The organism is Pedobacter sp. GSP4 (genome assembly GCF_051857575.1).
Lineage (GTDB): Bacteria > Bacteroidota > Bacteroidia > Sphingobacteriales > Sphingobacteriaceae > Pedobacter.
In genome coordinates this window covers 105,648-121,721 of the sequence record NZ_JBPZIR010000009.1, presented here as the reverse complement: position 1 = coordinate 121,721, position 16,074 = coordinate 105,648, and the positions used below count along the sequence as shown (strand labels likewise).

Below are 16,074 nucleotides of genomic sequence, written 5' to 3'. Positions count from 1 at the left end.
TTTCCGTGGCATAAAATACTTACGCTTATTTTTGTGGCCCCCGTTTCTTAGTGGTAAATATTATCAAAACTAAATGCTTTAAGGTTCCCGCCTGCGCGGGAATGACGACTTTCTATAATAACCACACAGCCCCCAAGAACACAAAGCTTAATGTACTTAACTTCTCAATAGTAAAAAAAACGTGTTATTATTTCCCTAGTCTTGTGGTAAAAAAATGGTCCGCGCGAAGCGCGAACCATAACAACACTATTTATTAAACAACACAGATTTAAAATACCCTACCGTTTTTAAAATTAAAAACCGTTGCACCAATCAAAATTACCGTTAAAACTGTTACAGAAAATAAATTGGCCCAAATATTAGGAGCTTGTTGAGGTACATATTTCTCCAGTTTATACTTCAATATATCTGTACCCGCAATATCCTGATTAAGGAAAATACTGGGATAAAAATGCAGGCGGATCTGCTCGTGGCGCTGCCTTACAGCCTGTTGAAAGTCCAGATGGGTATCAAGGTCGGTAGCAGCCATTTTATTTATGCCGAGCTGTGTTTGTATGGTGGGGAAGAAAAATGCTGCAATGTAAGTAAAGCGCTGCCTTAAGGCCAATTTATTTTCTATGGACAATCTGCTTTCCTTGGCCTGGTCATCGCCCATTTGCTGCATGGCATAGTACCAGAACCAGCTAAAGGTTTTTTCTTGTGGAAAAGGATATTTTGCCAATTCAGGGTAGTGCTTAAAAAAGGGTTTCATGGTAACTTCTTTGGGCATATCCCATTTTTCATGGTACCCTTCGCGCTGATCAATAACATGCTGCAGTGCTTCAGGTACAGGATATTTTTGCGTTAAAAACAGGTTTAAAGAAGCGGGGATTACAATACAGATCAATATCCAAACTGCTACCAGTGCCGAAGCATTAAAACTCGACGACCTGCCCACAGAAATAATGAAAAACGAAACCGAAAACCAGAAAGCAAGGTAAAGCATAAGTAAGGCTGCCACCGAAAAGAAAGTAAAACCGATAGGCAATTGCAGGTATACCACTGCGCTAAACAGCAAGAGTATGGCAACCGTAAAAACAACAGCAGCCCTTACCAAAAATTTTCGCCATATTACCTTAAAGGCATTATCGGTTTGCGATTTTAGTAGCGACCAAATGCCACTTTCCTTTTGCTCAGAAAGCAGGTTATAGGTAAAGGCAATAATTACCAATGGAAATAAAAAGATAAATACAAAACTGAGATCCATATTGCCCAGTAGTAAGCTTACCGGATTATTGATGTCCGTATCATAAAGCTGTCCTTCCAGCCCAAGCATGGTTACCGAAATTAAATAGGGATTAACATCGCGCTGTCCGTTGGCAAAAGCAGCCCATTTACCTGGTGCATTGGCTATCGAAAATTTATTGTGATAAAATAATAGGCCAATATCTTTGCCGAAATGATCGATATTGCTTCGTGTATTTTTCTGTTGCAGCAGCGCAGCTTTTTCAATTACAGCTTGTTGACCGGCCATAAAGGTTTTGCCGAAATATAAACCGGCAAAACCAGTTACCAGCAGCACAATTATTCCAATCCATGATGAACTGTTCCTGAAAAACAGCTTAAATTCAAGGTTATATATACTTTTTTTCATGTTAAGATATCGTTTTAATCCACCTGTTGGCATATTGCAGCATTAATATAGCAGCCAATAACCAACAAATCAGGGCGCTTATTGCCAGCAGTTCCTTACCCATAATCACATTTAATTGATCAAACCGGTAATTAAAATCTGGCTGTTGTGCCCAATTGGTCCTGCTAATGGCAAGTGGTTTTTCCGCTTCGCCCGGGGCAATGTTACTGATCTTGTCGATCTGCAGTTTATTCATCTTTTGGGCAAGGCTGTAACGGTAAGCCTCAGCCTGGTTCTGAAAATCGACAAAGGTTTTAAAATCCGATGCAGTTAAAGCCATCGATATGTTCTTGATCGATAAATACAGGTTCAGGAAACCAGCTGCTGTGGTTAGGCTGTTCTGTTTTTCGAAGGTTTTGTTCAGCTCTTTTTGGTGTTTACTGTAAATTTCCGATGTAATTTTTTCGCCTTCGGCCATAATATAACCGCCATAGTTAAAGGGAAGCTTTTTTACATCATCTACACGATAAGCATTCAGTAACGAATCTTTAATGGCAGCATAATGCGAATCGTTCGGATTATGGCTATCGCCCTGTTTACTGATATCCGTATCAATAGCATCTGCAAAGGCAATCTTGGCAGGCGAGGGATGGATCTTTACGCCAACAGCCTGGGTAATCCGGGGCATTATCACCATAAAGCCTATCCAACAGGCCAGTAAGGTAATCAGTGCTGATTTAGAGCTGCGCGCAAAAGCCGAAACCAAAACGGTAATGGCTGCAATCACAAAAAAATAAATGGTGTAGCTTAAAACCAGTAGCAGTAGGCGCATGCCCGAATCTGTACTGATGTGCCAATGACTTAACGAGGCCCACAACAATATTGTAAGCAGTATAAGCGGAATAAAGATAGATAGGCAAACGCCGATAATGCCGAGGGTTTTGCCCCATAATAATTGTTTCCAGCTCACATTTTGGCACAAAAGAATTTTCAGTGTGCCCGATTCACGTTCGGCCGAGATGCTGTTATAGCCTAAAAAGAAAATTAGCAGCGGAACCAGCAGCTGCAGCACCATGGCCACACTAATTTCGCCAAAACGGAGCATACCATTGGCAAAACCGGCTTCGCTAAAATTTACGGTATTCTGCTTGTGGGCCTCTAAAAAGATTGATACACCGGCAAAACTTTCTATTCCAAAATCGAAAAAACTCAGTTCGTGCTTCTCGCGGAAAGCAAGGTAGCCATAATGGGCCATGCGGTGCGGGTGTTTATCTGGCTTGGCCAGCCATTGCTCCCTAACCAATTCTTTATAATGTAGCCGCTGACTTTGCTGTGTTTTAAAATTCTGCCAGCCAACATAGGTGGCCATGCAGAGCGATAGGCCAAGCAATATGGTTAATGCCAGCGTAGCTTTATTGCTAAATGCCGCCTTAAAGGTTTGTTTAGCTATGGTACTAATTATATTGGACATTATATTCTATAGGTTACGTTAAACATTACATTCCTGGGTGTACCCGGAAAGAGGCGTAGATAATTCTGTGCGCCAACCCAATAGGTTTTATTGAGCAGGTTGTTCATATTTACGGCAAGCTGTACTTTGCTGCCGGACGGCGAATAATACAGGGCAGCATCAACCAAGGTGTAGGCCGGAAGCACAAAATCTCTGATATACAGCGGAAGCTTAGTGCCGCTATACTGTAAGCCTGCACCCAAACCAATGCCCTTTAATTTTGGTATTTCAAAATTGTAGCGTGTCCATAAACTGGCACTGTGCTTTGGGGTATTTTGTACCCTTTGACCTATAAGTTCAGCATTAAAATCATCTTTAATAATGGCATCTACATAGCTATAGCCGGCGTTAAACTGCCAATTGGGCCTAACAAATCCAGAAGCTTCCAGTTCAAAACCCCGGCTCCGCTGTGCGCCACGTTCAATCAGCCGGTTCACATCCAAAGGATCGTTGGCATTCATCAACAGGTTTTTCTGGTTAATTTCGAAGAGCGAAACGTTAATCATCAAGCTTTTGTTCAGCCATTCCGATTTTGCGCCAATTTCCCTTAAATCGCTCTCCAAAGGCTTAAAATTGGTACCCGCAGGCGGTGGAACAATAACAAGGGTAGAGGTATTGCCCTGTGGTTGGTAACCCTGTAAATAGGTGCCGTACAGGTTGATGTTCGGATTTAGGGCATAGGTAATTCCAGCCCTTGGCAATAATTTGTGCTGGTAAATCTTCTTCTCCGTGGCCAGTTGGTAATTGCTGTAATCTTCATACCATTCCTGCCTTAAACCCAGCGTTAAAGTTAGCCTGTCGTATTTAAGCTGATCTTGAATATATACGGCATTAACCAAATTGTAGGCCGGCGGGATTTCAGTTTTGGTAAAAACGTAATCGCTTAAATTTTTGATGGTATAACTTGGATTGGCCAAATTAAAATGCTCAACATTGGGCACTGGTGCATTTACTCCGTTCACCGTTTTAAATAGGTAAAGGTCTTTTTTTGAAGGGTCGTACCTCGTAGCAATGGTACCATCTTTTAAGCGGTAGCCCTGTGCCGAATTTTCGCCTCCGCCACGCAGTTTCTGCGTATTGATCCTATCGTAGCCAATCACCAGTTTGTGGTTTAAGCCAAAGGTATTCGCATCCATGCTGAAATAGGTGCTCAGGTTATCGGTACGCCATTTTTGCTGACGCTGAACGGCACGCATGGCTGCAAGGGTAGGGATGGCCTGGTTATTTTCGTCAACGCCAAAAGCATTTGTAGTTCTGTGCTCCAAGAGATCTTCTGTCCAGTTCTGTTTCATGTAAGCCACATTAAATACAATATCTTTTGTAAGACTATTTGAGAAATTGGTCATCAACATTAAGTCCTGACTGTTAAACCGATCGTTGCTGGCGCCCATATTGAAGCTGATCGGGGTGCTTTTTAAATCCGTTTTACCGGCAATGGCACCAAAAATTGCCTGACCTCTATCCAGCCTCGAATTGCTGTTGTTCATGACCACTTCAACGTTTAAACTGGTACGGCTGTTCGGGATGTAAGAGAAAGAAGGCGCAATCATATAGCCCTTTCTGTATTGCAGGTCGCGAAAGCTTTTACTGTCTTCGTAACCTACGTTGAGGCGGTAGAGGAAAGTTTTATCTGTGTTTAAAGGACCGGTAAAGTCCAGTGCACCGCGTACCGTACTAAAACTTCCGGCAGAGAGGCTAATTTCTTTCCGGTTTTCGGTCAGCGGTTTTTTGGTTACCAGGTTAATACTTCCCCCAGGGTCTACACTCGAAAAGGTGGCACTCGCAGGTCCTTTTATCACCTCTATACGCTCCAGGTTATTGGTTAGGGGCTGGTTAAAATAATATTGGCGGGTGCGCATACCATTAATAATGGCCCCTTCTTCATTTTGGTTAATCCCCCTGATGGAGAACTGGTTGTAATAGCTGCTTTGCGATACACTGGTTACGTTCTTTACCGCATCGGCCAGTACAGCAGCCTGCCTGTCGGCAATAAGTTCTTTAGAAACAGAAGAGATTGCCTGAGGAATATCTTTATTTAACGTAGCCGTTTTGGTAGCCGAGAAGGAATAATTGCCATAATATTTTTTGCTGTTGGTGCCCATCACTTCTACCGTTTGTAGAGACTCGTTGCTGGCCTGCAGCACAATGGTTTGAATATTTATACCGTTTTTATTAATGGTGTAAATCTGGCTAAAACCAGCATATCCAATTGCCGTAACAGTAAGCGTATAATTGGTTGCTTTAGGCAGGATAAGCGCGAAATTCCCTAAAGAGTCGCTGCTGGTATTCAGTTGATCTTTGCCGCTTTTAAACTTAATGGTGGCTTTGTAAATGGCCTGGTTCTCTGCATCGGTAACTTTTCCGCTCACTTTAAACTGCGCAAGAACAGGTAAACTGAAGGTGCTGAAGAACAACAGCAAAAAGAGCGCCCTGGTAAGCACAGGGAATTGATATATGGGGTACATGAAATGTTATTGTTTAAATGGTCTGTAAGTATAATTCCTGTAAATCGGCCGCGGTAATATCGCTCGCCTTAAGCGTATGGATCAGTTCGCCCTGTTTCATAATACCAATGTGCGAGCCAACATTTACGGCATTAAAAATATCGTGGGTAGCCATGAGGATAGATTTACCCGCTGCCGCCAATTGTTTAACGAGCTGCGTAAATTCGGCCGTTGCCTTTGGGTCTAAGCCACTGGTAGGCTCATCCATCAAAATAATTTTTGCATTTTTTGCCAGTGCGATGGCAATGCCCACTTTTTGGCGCATGCCCTTACTAAAGCCTGCTAAATTTTTATGGTGGGCCGTTTCCTGCAAGCCACACTGGTTTAAAAAAGCTGTAAGGCTTTGGGTGCCATAATTAAAACCTGCCAGTTTAGAAAAGTAATCCAGGTTTTCGATGGCAGAAAGATTGCCATAAAGCATTACCACCTCCGGAATATAGGCGAGGTGCTTTCTCCGGTCGTGATCGTGAGGCGCAACCTCTTCATTATCAATTAAGATTTTGCCTGCACTGGGCTCAATAAAACCCAGGAATAAATTGATGGTAGTGGTTTTTCCGGCACCGTTCTGACCGAGTAAACAGTATACTTCGCCAGGGTTGACCGTTAAGTTTAGCGCATTTAAGGCCCGATAAGATTGGTAGTTTTTAGATAATGAAATTGCTTGAAGCATAATATAAAATATAGGCTTATACGTGCGTGCCGATAGGCTGCACATGAACAGAATGAATTTGCTTGGTAAAAAAGAAAAAGGCTTAGATTAAGCCACTAAGCTTGGTGGGCCTTTGTTGGCACAGGATAAGATGTAGGCAATAGGGTGCCCCATTAGGTAAACAGCGCGGTTGCTTCCTACTTCGTTTAAAGGTAACAGCGATAGGGTTGGAATGGGCAATTCGAAAAAGTGCGACCTGTGTTTAACCACTTCGCAGAGTTTACATTTTAGCTTCGCCGTGTTTAATTGTTGTACATCTTTTTGCTTGAAGCCCTGCTTGCTGTAAGTGGTTTTTTCTGCCTCGTGGTGGTGGAGGCTTTCAATCAGCATGGCATTTAAAAATACAGCCAATAGCAATATAGCCCATAAACGGGCAAAAATTTCACTGCGGTATCGAGATGCGGAATTTTTCAATGCAACAAAGTTACATTTAATCGTGTGTAAATAAAAATTTTTAAGTTGATTTGCTTCCTCCAGCTTTGAACTGAATGGACTTAACTGTATTTTTCAGAATTTGATTGCAACGTTAGGATGGTAGCAAATGGCATTTGTGTCCATGCTCTTGATGATCTTAATCTATTAATGGTTATAAGGTAAATTTGATGGCCATTTAGATAATCATTCTCTCCATAGACCTAGCTCTCCGTATTTCTAAATGGTTAATTGCACCCATCCGACCATGATTATTATACCGAATTGTTAAATACATCCCACTCATTTGCCAGTTCACCCTATCTATTTAAAAAATATGTAAATTGAGCCGCTATTTTAGCCCGGCTAAAAATCGCTATTCCCCTAACTGAATGAAACCAGATAATTTACAACTATGGCCTGATAGTTTGCTTGTTAGCGATATGCAAAGCAATGATAGGTCGGCGTTTGAAAAAATCTACAATAAGTATTGGAGTAAGCTATACCTATCGGCCTATCACATCTTAAGGAACAAAGAAGCTGCAGAAGATATTATACAAGAAATATTTGTAAGTCTATGGTTAAAGCGGGCACATACAACGGTTGATAACCTGAACAATTATTTATTTACGGCTGTTCGTTTTCAGGTATTTAAGGCTATAAGAGATGGTAAATTGCGTACTGATTTATTAAACGAAACGGAAGAACTCTTGAGTTATCAAAATGCAGAAAATGCTTTTGCGGAAAAAGAAATTATCAACCACTTGGATAAGAGCATTGAGCAGCTGCCACAAAAATGCAGGGAAATTTTTATCCTCAGCAGAAAGGAACACCTCAGCGTAAAAGAAATTGCCGACCGGTTGAATATTTCGCCAAAAACTGTAGAAAACCAAATTACAATAGCCTTGCGACGGTTGCGTACCGATATGGGCGAATTTTTGTTCTGGGCTATTTTATTGTTGGCTGGTATTTGGGGTAAATAGTTTTTTACCTTATAGTTTATTTAAAGCTGGTGTTTAAATTTTTAACATGTAAGGCATATAAGTTCGCTTAAGTTTTGGTATTCTATTTCCTTTAATTACTTATATGGTTAGTTTAATATTTACAGGCTAATAAATCACTGTGCCACCTAAAATTTATTAAAAATAAAACGCTGTTTATTAGTGTTTTACATAATAATTAAATTTCTTTTGGGGGATAGCCCCCATTTTTGGTACATACACCAAACCATAAGCAATTGAAAAAAGTAGAACTAACCAATTTAACAGAAAAATATATAGCCGGTATTGCCAGTGGAGAAGAACGCCTCGAACTCGAATCTTGGTACGATAAACAATTAAAATTAACCGGATTACCTCCTAATGAAGCCATAGCCGAGCAAGAACACACTCAAACGGGCGAAAGGATTTTCGATAAGATTAACCTGCAGATTTATCAACAGGAGAAAAAGAAACCAAGCAGATACTTCTACCGTGTGGCAGCTGCTGCATCCTTACTATTGGTATTGGGTTTAGGCTGGTATATTTTTAAACAAAGATCCAATACCGCTTCACATAACCACATGGCCTCGTTAATTAAGCCTGGTGGTAACAAAGCTACTTTAACCCTTTCCGATGGCACAAAAATTAATTTAGATCAGGTTAGTAACGGTACCATAGCCACACAAGATGGGATAAGCATTAGCAAAACAGCTGATGGGCAACTGATATATACAATTTCAAACACCAAACCGGCTACATCTAAAACCGGTTTTAATACCATTAACACACCGGCCGGCGGACAATACCAGGTGAGCCTGCCCGATGGTACAAAAGTTTGGCTAAATGCACTGTCATCATTAAAATACCCAACCTCATTCAACGGGGCATACCGAAGGGTAGAGCTGAGCGGCGAAGGTTATTTCGAAGTGGCCAAAAACAAAAATAAACCCTTTAAGCTAAAAACAGCCAAGCAGGAAATCAGTGTGCTGGGTACCCATTTTAATGTAAGTGCCTATGCAGACGATGCCAACATTAAAACCACTTTGGTAGAGGGCAGCGTAGCCGTCAACAATTTTAATCCACAGGCCTCGGGCAAGCTAAAGCCAGGTCAGCAGGCTGTTTTTCAGCGGACTGGTTTTGCCATTTCAAATGTTGATGTAGAAGAATACATTGCCTGGAAAAATGGCTTTTTTGTTTTTAATAACGAAGGCATTAAAGAGGCCATGCAAAAACTGGCACGGTGGTACGATGTTGATATCGAGTATGTTGGTGATTTTGACGGGATTTATTTCGGAGGGTCTTTTTCTAAGCACAACAACCTGCAGCAAACACTGAACATATTAGAATCTACCGATAAGTTTAAATTTAAAATAGAGGGAAGGAGGATTAAAATCTTAAAATAACACCTTAAATTTTAATCTGGAAAACGGATTTCGACTGCAATCGAAACCCGTTTAAAGCTTTAGATTAAAATAGTTCCAACGATAACCAAATAGTTAAAACAAATTAAATGTAATAGCTACTGCTATAAGCATTTAACTAATCTAAAAACCTAACAAATGTATGAAAATTTACGATTTTAATTTATACGGCGCCAGCTGTATGAAGAATAAAATTCTATTATCTATGAAGCTAACCATTCTATTGCTTTTAGTAGCTTTTTTACATGTTAATGCGGCCAGTTTTGCACAAAAGAACATAACGCTTAACGAGAAAAATGCATCGCTGCAAAAAGTGCTTAAAGCAATAAAAAATCAAAGCGGCTATAATTTATTTTTTATCCAGAGCGATTTAAAAAAGGCAAATGCTGTAAATATCGATGTAAAAGATATGCCCCTTACCGAGGCTTTGAACCAGTGTTTTAAAAACCAGCCTTTAACCTATTCTATACAGGCCAACACCATTGTGGTTAAAGAAAGGCCGGCAAACCTTAGCCCTGCCAACAAATCAACAGAAAATACACCTGTAAATAGGGTAATTGATGTAATCGGTACTATTTTAGATGAACTTGGCAAAGGGATACCCGGAGCCAGCATTAAAGTAAAAGGCAAGGAACAGGGAGCTGCCAGCGATGAAAATGGAAATTTTAAACTGGTTGGCGTAAGCGATGATGCCATATTGGTTGTTTCGTATATGGGCTATCAAACCCAAGAGGTTAAAGCAGCAGCTAGCTTAAAAATTACCTTGGTACCACAGGCCAATAATTTAAATGAAGTGGTTGTGGTAGCTTATGGTACACAAAAGAAAGCCAATTTAACCGGCGCCATTGCAACCATTACGCCAAAACAATTAAAGGAGCGCCCGGTAACTTCGCTTCAAAATGCCCTTCAGGGCGTTTCTCCGGGCTTAACCATTTTACAAAGGCCTGGCGATGTAAGCGCAAGTGCTACCGGAAGTACAGCAGTGACTATAAGGGGCAGAAGCAGCTTGGCTGGCGGAGGTACACCATTGTATATTATTGATGGTATTCCGGCCAGTTCGCAAGAATTTGCCTCTTTAAACCCTAACGATATTTCTGGCATGTCGGTGCTAAAAGATGCATCTTCAGCAGCTTTATATGGATCGCGTGCGGCCAATGGCGTAATTATGGTAACCACCAAACGGGGCGGTGGCGAGAAAACCACTATCGAGTTAAATGCCAATTATGGCTGGCAAATGCCCACCCGTATTGCCAAATATCTCGGTTCGGTAGATTATGCCAACCTTTATAACGAAGCTTTGATCAATGTTGGCCGGCCGGCACTTTTTACAGCTGCCGAAATACAGAAATATCAGAGCGGAAGCGATCCTGATCGCTATCCGAACACCGATTGGTATAAAGAAATCCTCCGCACTTCTGCACCACAGAGCGATATTAACCTGAACATCAATGCACCGGGCAAATCCACCAGCAGTTATCTGTCTGCAAATTATATTACCCAAGAATCGTTAATCCCAGATAGGACCCAGCAAAGATTTGTAGCCAAACTGAACACCGATACCAAGGTGATACCTGAGCTTTTAAAAATTGGGACCAACCTTTCGTACATTAACCAGAGCTTCGATCGCAAAGGCAATATGTCGTGGACGGAGCTGAACAGATCGCTTCCAACTACGGTTTTTAAACAAAGCAACGGGGAGTGGGGATCAATAGATAACGGAAAATCGAATGCTTCATTGGCAGGGCGTAACCAGGCCCGGTTAATTGAAGAAAGCAGCAAAGGTTGGAATAGGAACAACTATTTCCAATCGGCAGTTAATGCATCGTTAACCCCACTAAAAGGGCTTTCTATTAATGGATTAGCCTCTTTAAAATTTACCGATGGAAATAATTGGGCCTTTAACAATACCATGGCCCCAATCAACGATTTCATTACCGGACAGCCTTTAACTTCTACACAAAGATTACAGAACGACATGTCTGAGTACTTTTCGAAAAGAAGGGAACTTTTGGTACAGGGAACGGTTGATTATGAGCGTACTTTTGGTAAGCACTTCGGTAAAATTACGGTTGGTGCTACGCAAGAAAGCAACATCATAAGAAGCTCGTTTGTTGGCCGCAGGAATTTTGTAAATAACGATCTCACTACCGTAATCAATGGTTCATCAAACGGCGAAGATATTATTTCGGATACTGATGGAAGTGATGTAATAGGAGGCATCTATGGCTTAGCCAATAGATCGGCTTCGGAAGAGTGGGCGATGAGATCGGTATTTGGCCGTTTAAACTATGCTTTTAACGATAAATATTTATTGGAATTAAACACCCGTATTGATTATTCTTCCCGTTTCCGTGAAGATGTAAGAAGAGCGGTTTTCCCTTCTGCATCTGCGGGCTGGGCAATTTCGAGAGAAGATTTTATGCAGAATGTGAAATGGGTTGATAACCTGAAGCTGCGTGCCTCTTATGGTTCATTGGGTAATCAGGATGTGGTACGTGTCGGAAATTATTTCGATCTGCTGAATACCGGTTATCAATACAGTTTTGAAGGTACTGCTCAGGGCGGTGTATGGCAATCGCAAGGATCTTCGCCAACTACAACCTGGGAGCGTGTGTACATGACCAACTTTGGTGTAGATATGACTTTGTTTAAAGGAAAACTTGATGTAACTGCAGAGTATTACATTAAAGACACCAAAGATTTGTTGCTTAGCAACGCAGCACTGGCAACTTATCCTTTAACCACACCTTTTACCAACTCGGCTTCTACCAGAAATAGAGGTTTTGAGTTAATGGTTACCCACAACAACAAAATCGGGAAAGATTTTAACTTCTCTATCGGTGGTAACTTATCGCTTATCAAAGCAGAAATTACCAAAATTGGCGACAATAACAACGATAGGTTTGATGGTAACTTCATCCAAAGGGTTGGCGAATCAATAGGTTCATTTTATGGCTACGAAGCCGATGGACTTTTTGCAACCGATGCAGAAGTAGCTGCACATGCCTTTCAGAGTGCCAATACTAGAGCGGGCGACATCAAGTTTAAAGACCTGAACGGGGATAACAAGATAGATGCCAACGACCGCACCATTATCGGAAACGACGTACCCTACATCAACTATGGCTTTAATTTTAGTGCAAATTACAAAGGTTTTGATCTAAACGTGCTTACCTACGGTGTGGCCAAGGTTAAAACCAATTTAGGACAGGAAGCTTCTACGCCATTTTTTAATGGTGCAAATGCTAAGGTTCAAATGTTAAACAGGTGGACAACGAGCAACCCTGATCCAAATGCAGATTTTCCGCGCACATTGCTTTCGGCAAACTCTACGCATAATATCAACCAGCTTTCTTCCTTTTATTTATTTAGTGGCGCTTATTTCAGGGTGAGGGGCATTACGCTCGGTTACACCGTTCCACAGTTGTTCAGCAAAAAAATCGGTTTAAATAAATTAAGGATATACGGTACGGCCAATAATCCATTTACCATTATGGCCGATAAACGTTTAGCCGATTATGATCCAGAATCAGCTTCGGGCCGTGGTGGTTATCCGGGTATTAAAACATGGTCGTTTGGATTAAGTGCAGGGTTTTAATAGCATTAATCCTTATGATTTGCCAATCAATTAGAAAAATTACTGAAATGAAGATCGCGATCAATAAAAACAAAGGGATAAGTACAAAAGATTGCGGTCGATAATTAAAAACAGATGAAAAAGATATATATAATTTTAGGGATACTGTGCTTAGCAACAGTTTACTCCTGTAAAAAAGATTTTTTGGAAAGACCTCCCCTTAATCAATTATCAGAGTCAACCTTCTGGAAAAGTGAAAATGATGTTTACTTAGCGGTAAATGGCGTTTATAATCAAATGCCGGGAGAAGGAATTGTGTATGATGACGGAGCAACTGATAATGCTTATGCGCAATACCCTTGGGAAAGTACAGCTACCGATGCCTCATCTGGCGCGTTAAATGCAACTGGCGATGCGGGTTGGAGCTTTGATGCCATAGGGCGGGCCAATTATTTTTTAGATAATGCCGATAAGGTAACCGCGATTGATAAGACCTTATTGGAAAGGTATAAAGCCGAAGTGCGTTTTATCAGGGCGCTTACTTACTTTAACATGCTCAGTAAATTTGGAGATGTTCCATTACTTACCAAAACAGTAAAGCTGGGTGAAGAAAATGTGCCCCGTACCCCAAAAGATCAGGTATTAAAATTTGTTATTGACGAGTTAGAAGCCATATCGAAAGTTTTACCACAAACGTATGCAGGCGGTAAACCCAACGAAAAAGGCCGTGTTACCAAAGGTGCTGCCTTGGCATTAAAAGCAAGGGCACATTTGTATGCAGGCCAATGGGATAAAGCTGTAGAATCATCAACCGCAGTAATGGGCTTGGGTTATAATTTGTTCAAAGTAACCAGCGAATCGGCCTTAGATACCAAGGATGACTACAGCCAATGGGTAAATTTTGCCGATCAGGCCGATCAGACTAAATTCAGGTTGGGGCTGCGCAGTTACGAGGCACTTTTTCAACAGGCTAATGAAGGTAATGTTGAAGTTATTTTGGACAGGCAACAGATTCCGTTGCAGGATGTGAATTCTTTGAACACCTATTTGCCAACAGCCGATTTAGGTGGCTGGGCATCTATTGTGCCTACCCAGGAGCTGGTAAACAGTTATGGCAGTTACAAAACTGGCGAGCCCGTAACCCCGGTTGATGCGGCACAAAGGGCAACTTTATACCTGGCCAACGATCCGGCCTTTGCCAATGAATTTAAAAATAGAGATCCAAGGTTTTACGCTACCATTCTGTTCCCCGGAGCACCATGGAATGCCATTGAAGATGATTTTAGCTTTGTTTGGACTGAAGGTACTTCGAATTACTCTCAAATAGGATATGGTTTCCGCAAATTGGTAGACCCTAAAATTTACAGAGAGCAAATAGATAACCATGCCAATATTATTTTAATCCGTTATGCTGAAGTATTGCTCACCTACGCCGAAGCCAAAAATGAATTAAGCGGCCCAGATGCCAGTATTTACGATGCATTGGATAAGATCAGAAGCCGTGCAGGCATGCCTTTGGTTGATCGTACCAAATACGCCAGCCAGGCCACACTGAGAGAATTGATCAGAAGCGAAAGACGAGTAGAATTGGCACTGGAGGGACAAAGGTACATGGATATCCGCCGTTGGAAAACAGCACCTCAGGTAATGAAATCGATCAACAGCATCAAAAATAAAGAAGTTCAAAAACGGGTTTGGACAGATAAACTTTATTTAATGCCGATACCACAAGAGGAAATAGACCTGAGTAAAGGTGTTTTAAAGCAAAACCCTGGATATTAAGATAAACACAACACCTAATGAATAATTGATAAATAGCGGCCGGTTTTTCTGGTCGCTATTTTTTTTAAAATGGGTTAAGGGTTTAAATCGGTTAGGTGAGAGCTGCAAATTGCCAACTGCAAATTTCCAACTGAGAACTATGTAGAAGTAGGGGCAGTGGGCACCGTGAGTCAGGATTCGAACGATATCCACCTCATCCGCTACGCTGAAATACTTTTGATACTTGCCGAAGCACGTTTTGAGCAGGGTAAACTTACCCAAACGGATATTGATAATACCATTAACAAACTGCGCGACAGGGTGGGGATGAAAAAGATGGTGATTAGCGAACTCGTGGCAGCCGGACTTGATTTAAAAACAGAAATAAGACGCGAGCGCAGGGTTGAACTGGCACTCGAAGGGCAGCGCTATTACGATATTATGCGCTGGAAACAGGGCGCTTTACTGGCAGAAGATGTAAAAGGAATGAAAAAGAGCCTGGTAGAAAGCTTTAATCAGCAATATGTGGCCACCATTGCTACCGATGCAAAAGGGTATTTTGTGGTCAATACAGGGCGTAAATTTATCGATCCTAAAAATTACCTATGGCCTATTCCCATTACGCAGGTGCAGCGCAACCCGGTATTGGGACAAAATCCGGGATGGTAAAATTTATACAGCGCTTCTTTTAGAAGTGCTGTATTTTAAGCATATTTAGCTAAATCTATCAACATGAAATCTTATCATTCACTTATTTTAATCACCGCTCTGCTCTTTTCTGGCTGTTCGCCCAAAATTGGTAGCAATACTGCTACCAAAAGTATCAGCCGTTTCAGGGTAATGAGCTACAACATTCACCACTGCAATCCACCTTCTAAAGAGAAAGCCGGTACCATCGATTTAAATGCTGTGGCAAAGGCCATTGCCGCACAGCACCCCGATCTGGTGGCCCTGCAAGAGGTTGATGTAAATACCAAACGCTCGGGCAATATTAACGAAGCGGTATTGCTGGCCCAAAAGCTTAAAATGAACTTTTATTTCGGTAAGGCCATCGATCATGACGGTGGTGATTATGGAGTAGCCATTCTTTCGCGGTTTCCACTATCTGAGCAGAAAACCTATATGCTGCCTAAAAATAGGGATGCCAAGGCCGAACAGCGCGTAATGGCCATTGCAACAGTAGAAGTGGCACATGGCAAGTACATTCGCTTTGCTTCTACACACCTGGATTCACAGCGCCCTGAAGAAAACAGGATTATGCAGGTAAAAGAGCTGGTTAAATTAACTGCCAATGAAACTTTACCCCTGATATTGGCCGGCGATCTGAACGCTGAACCGGCTTCAGAAACGATCAGGATATTCGATGCCGCATTTACCCGTAGCTGCGGCAATTGCGGCTTCACCATTCCGGTAATCAATCCTAAAAAAACAATCGATCACATTGCCTTTAAGAAAGGTAATCCCTTTAACGTAATTTTTCATGAGGTAGTGGCCGAAAGATACGCTTCAGATCACCTGCCGATTTTATCGGTAATCGATCTTAAGCCTTAACCTTATTCATACCTGCAATGCATTGCCTTTATTGGGTG

Annotated in this window: 11 protein-coding genes; 6 read left to right on the top strand and 5 right to left on the bottom strand. The window is 41.6% G+C overall.

Translation table 11 applies throughout. The annotated features are described in order from the left end of the window. Positions 1–268 precede the first annotated feature (268 nt). The 5 genes from ACS5PU_RS20185 to ACS5PU_RS20165 all read right to left on the bottom strand — a co-directional run bounded on the left by ACS5PU_RS20185 (position 269) and on the right by ACS5PU_RS20165 (position 6,749). Positions 269–1,633 (bottom strand): DUF3526 domain-containing protein, encoded by a 1,365-nt coding sequence (locus tag ACS5PU_RS20185; RefSeq protein ID WP_439460971.1) that lies wholly within the window; start codon positions 1,631–1,633, stop codon positions 269–271. Between the two features lies 1 nt (position 1,634). Next, on the bottom strand, positions 1,635–3,083 hold the full coding sequence (locus ACS5PU_RS20180) for a DUF3526 domain-containing protein (RefSeq protein ID WP_439460970.1): 1,449 nt from the start codon (positions 3,081–3,083) through the stop codon (positions 1,635–1,637). Continuing rightward, positions 3,083–5,587 (bottom strand): TonB-dependent siderophore receptor, encoded by a 2,505-nt coding sequence (locus ACS5PU_RS20175; RefSeq protein WP_439460969.1) that lies wholly within the window; start codon positions 5,585–5,587, stop codon positions 3,083–3,085. The genes ACS5PU_RS20180 and ACS5PU_RS20175 overlap by 1 nt, the downstream gene beginning before the upstream one ends. Before the next feature lie 13 nt (positions 5,588–5,600). After that, on the bottom strand, positions 5,601–6,296 hold the full coding sequence (locus tag ACS5PU_RS20170) for an ABC transporter ATP-binding protein (protein ID WP_439460968.1): 696 nt from the start codon (positions 6,294–6,296) through the stop codon (positions 5,601–5,603). Between the two features lie 87 nt (positions 6,297–6,383). After that, positions 6,384–6,749: a hypothetical protein gene (locus ACS5PU_RS20165; RefSeq protein ID WP_439460967.1), complete on the bottom strand. Its 366-nt coding sequence runs from the start codon at positions 6,747–6,749 to the stop codon at positions 6,384–6,386. Positions 6,750–7,138: 389 nt separating this feature from the next. Between ACS5PU_RS20165 and ACS5PU_RS20160 the strand changes: the two genes are divergently transcribed. The 6 genes from ACS5PU_RS20160 (at position 7,139) to ACS5PU_RS20135 (ending at position 16,036) form a co-directional block, all read left to right on the top strand. Further along, positions 7,139–7,729 carry an RNA polymerase sigma-70 factor gene (locus ACS5PU_RS20160; protein ID WP_439460966.1) on the top strand — a complete coding sequence of 197 codons (591 nt, stop codon included), beginning with the start codon at positions 7,139–7,141 and terminating at the stop codon, positions 7,727–7,729. A gap of 254 nt (positions 7,730–7,983) precedes the next feature. After that, positions 7,984–9,129, top strand: a complete 1,146-nt coding sequence (locus ACS5PU_RS20155; protein WP_439460965.1) for a FecR family protein — start codon at positions 7,984–7,986, stop codon at positions 9,127–9,129. 223 nt (positions 9,130–9,352) lie between these two features. Beyond that, positions 9,353–12,745 (top strand): TonB-dependent receptor, encoded by a 3,393-nt coding sequence (locus tag ACS5PU_RS20150; RefSeq protein ID WP_439460964.1) that lies wholly within the window; start codon positions 9,353–9,355, stop codon positions 12,743–12,745. Positions 12,746–12,859: 114 nt separating this feature from the next. Next, a complete protein-coding gene (locus tag ACS5PU_RS20145; RefSeq protein ID WP_439460963.1) occupies positions 12,860–14,506 on the top strand; it encodes a RagB/SusD family nutrient uptake outer membrane protein in 1,647 nt (548 codons plus the stop codon). Between the two features lie 156 nt (positions 14,507–14,662). Continuing rightward, complete coding sequence (locus ACS5PU_RS20140; protein WP_439460962.1) at positions 14,663–15,154, top strand: RagB/SusD family nutrient uptake outer membrane protein; 492 nt, start codon at positions 14,663–14,665, stop codon at positions 15,152–15,154. A 63-nt stretch (positions 15,155–15,217) separates the two neighbouring features. Then, on the top strand, positions 15,218–16,036 hold the full coding sequence (locus ACS5PU_RS20135; RefSeq protein ID WP_439460961.1) for an endonuclease/exonuclease/phosphatase family protein: 819 nt from the start codon (positions 15,218–15,220) through the stop codon (positions 16,034–16,036). Positions 16,037–16,074 lie beyond the last annotated feature (38 nt).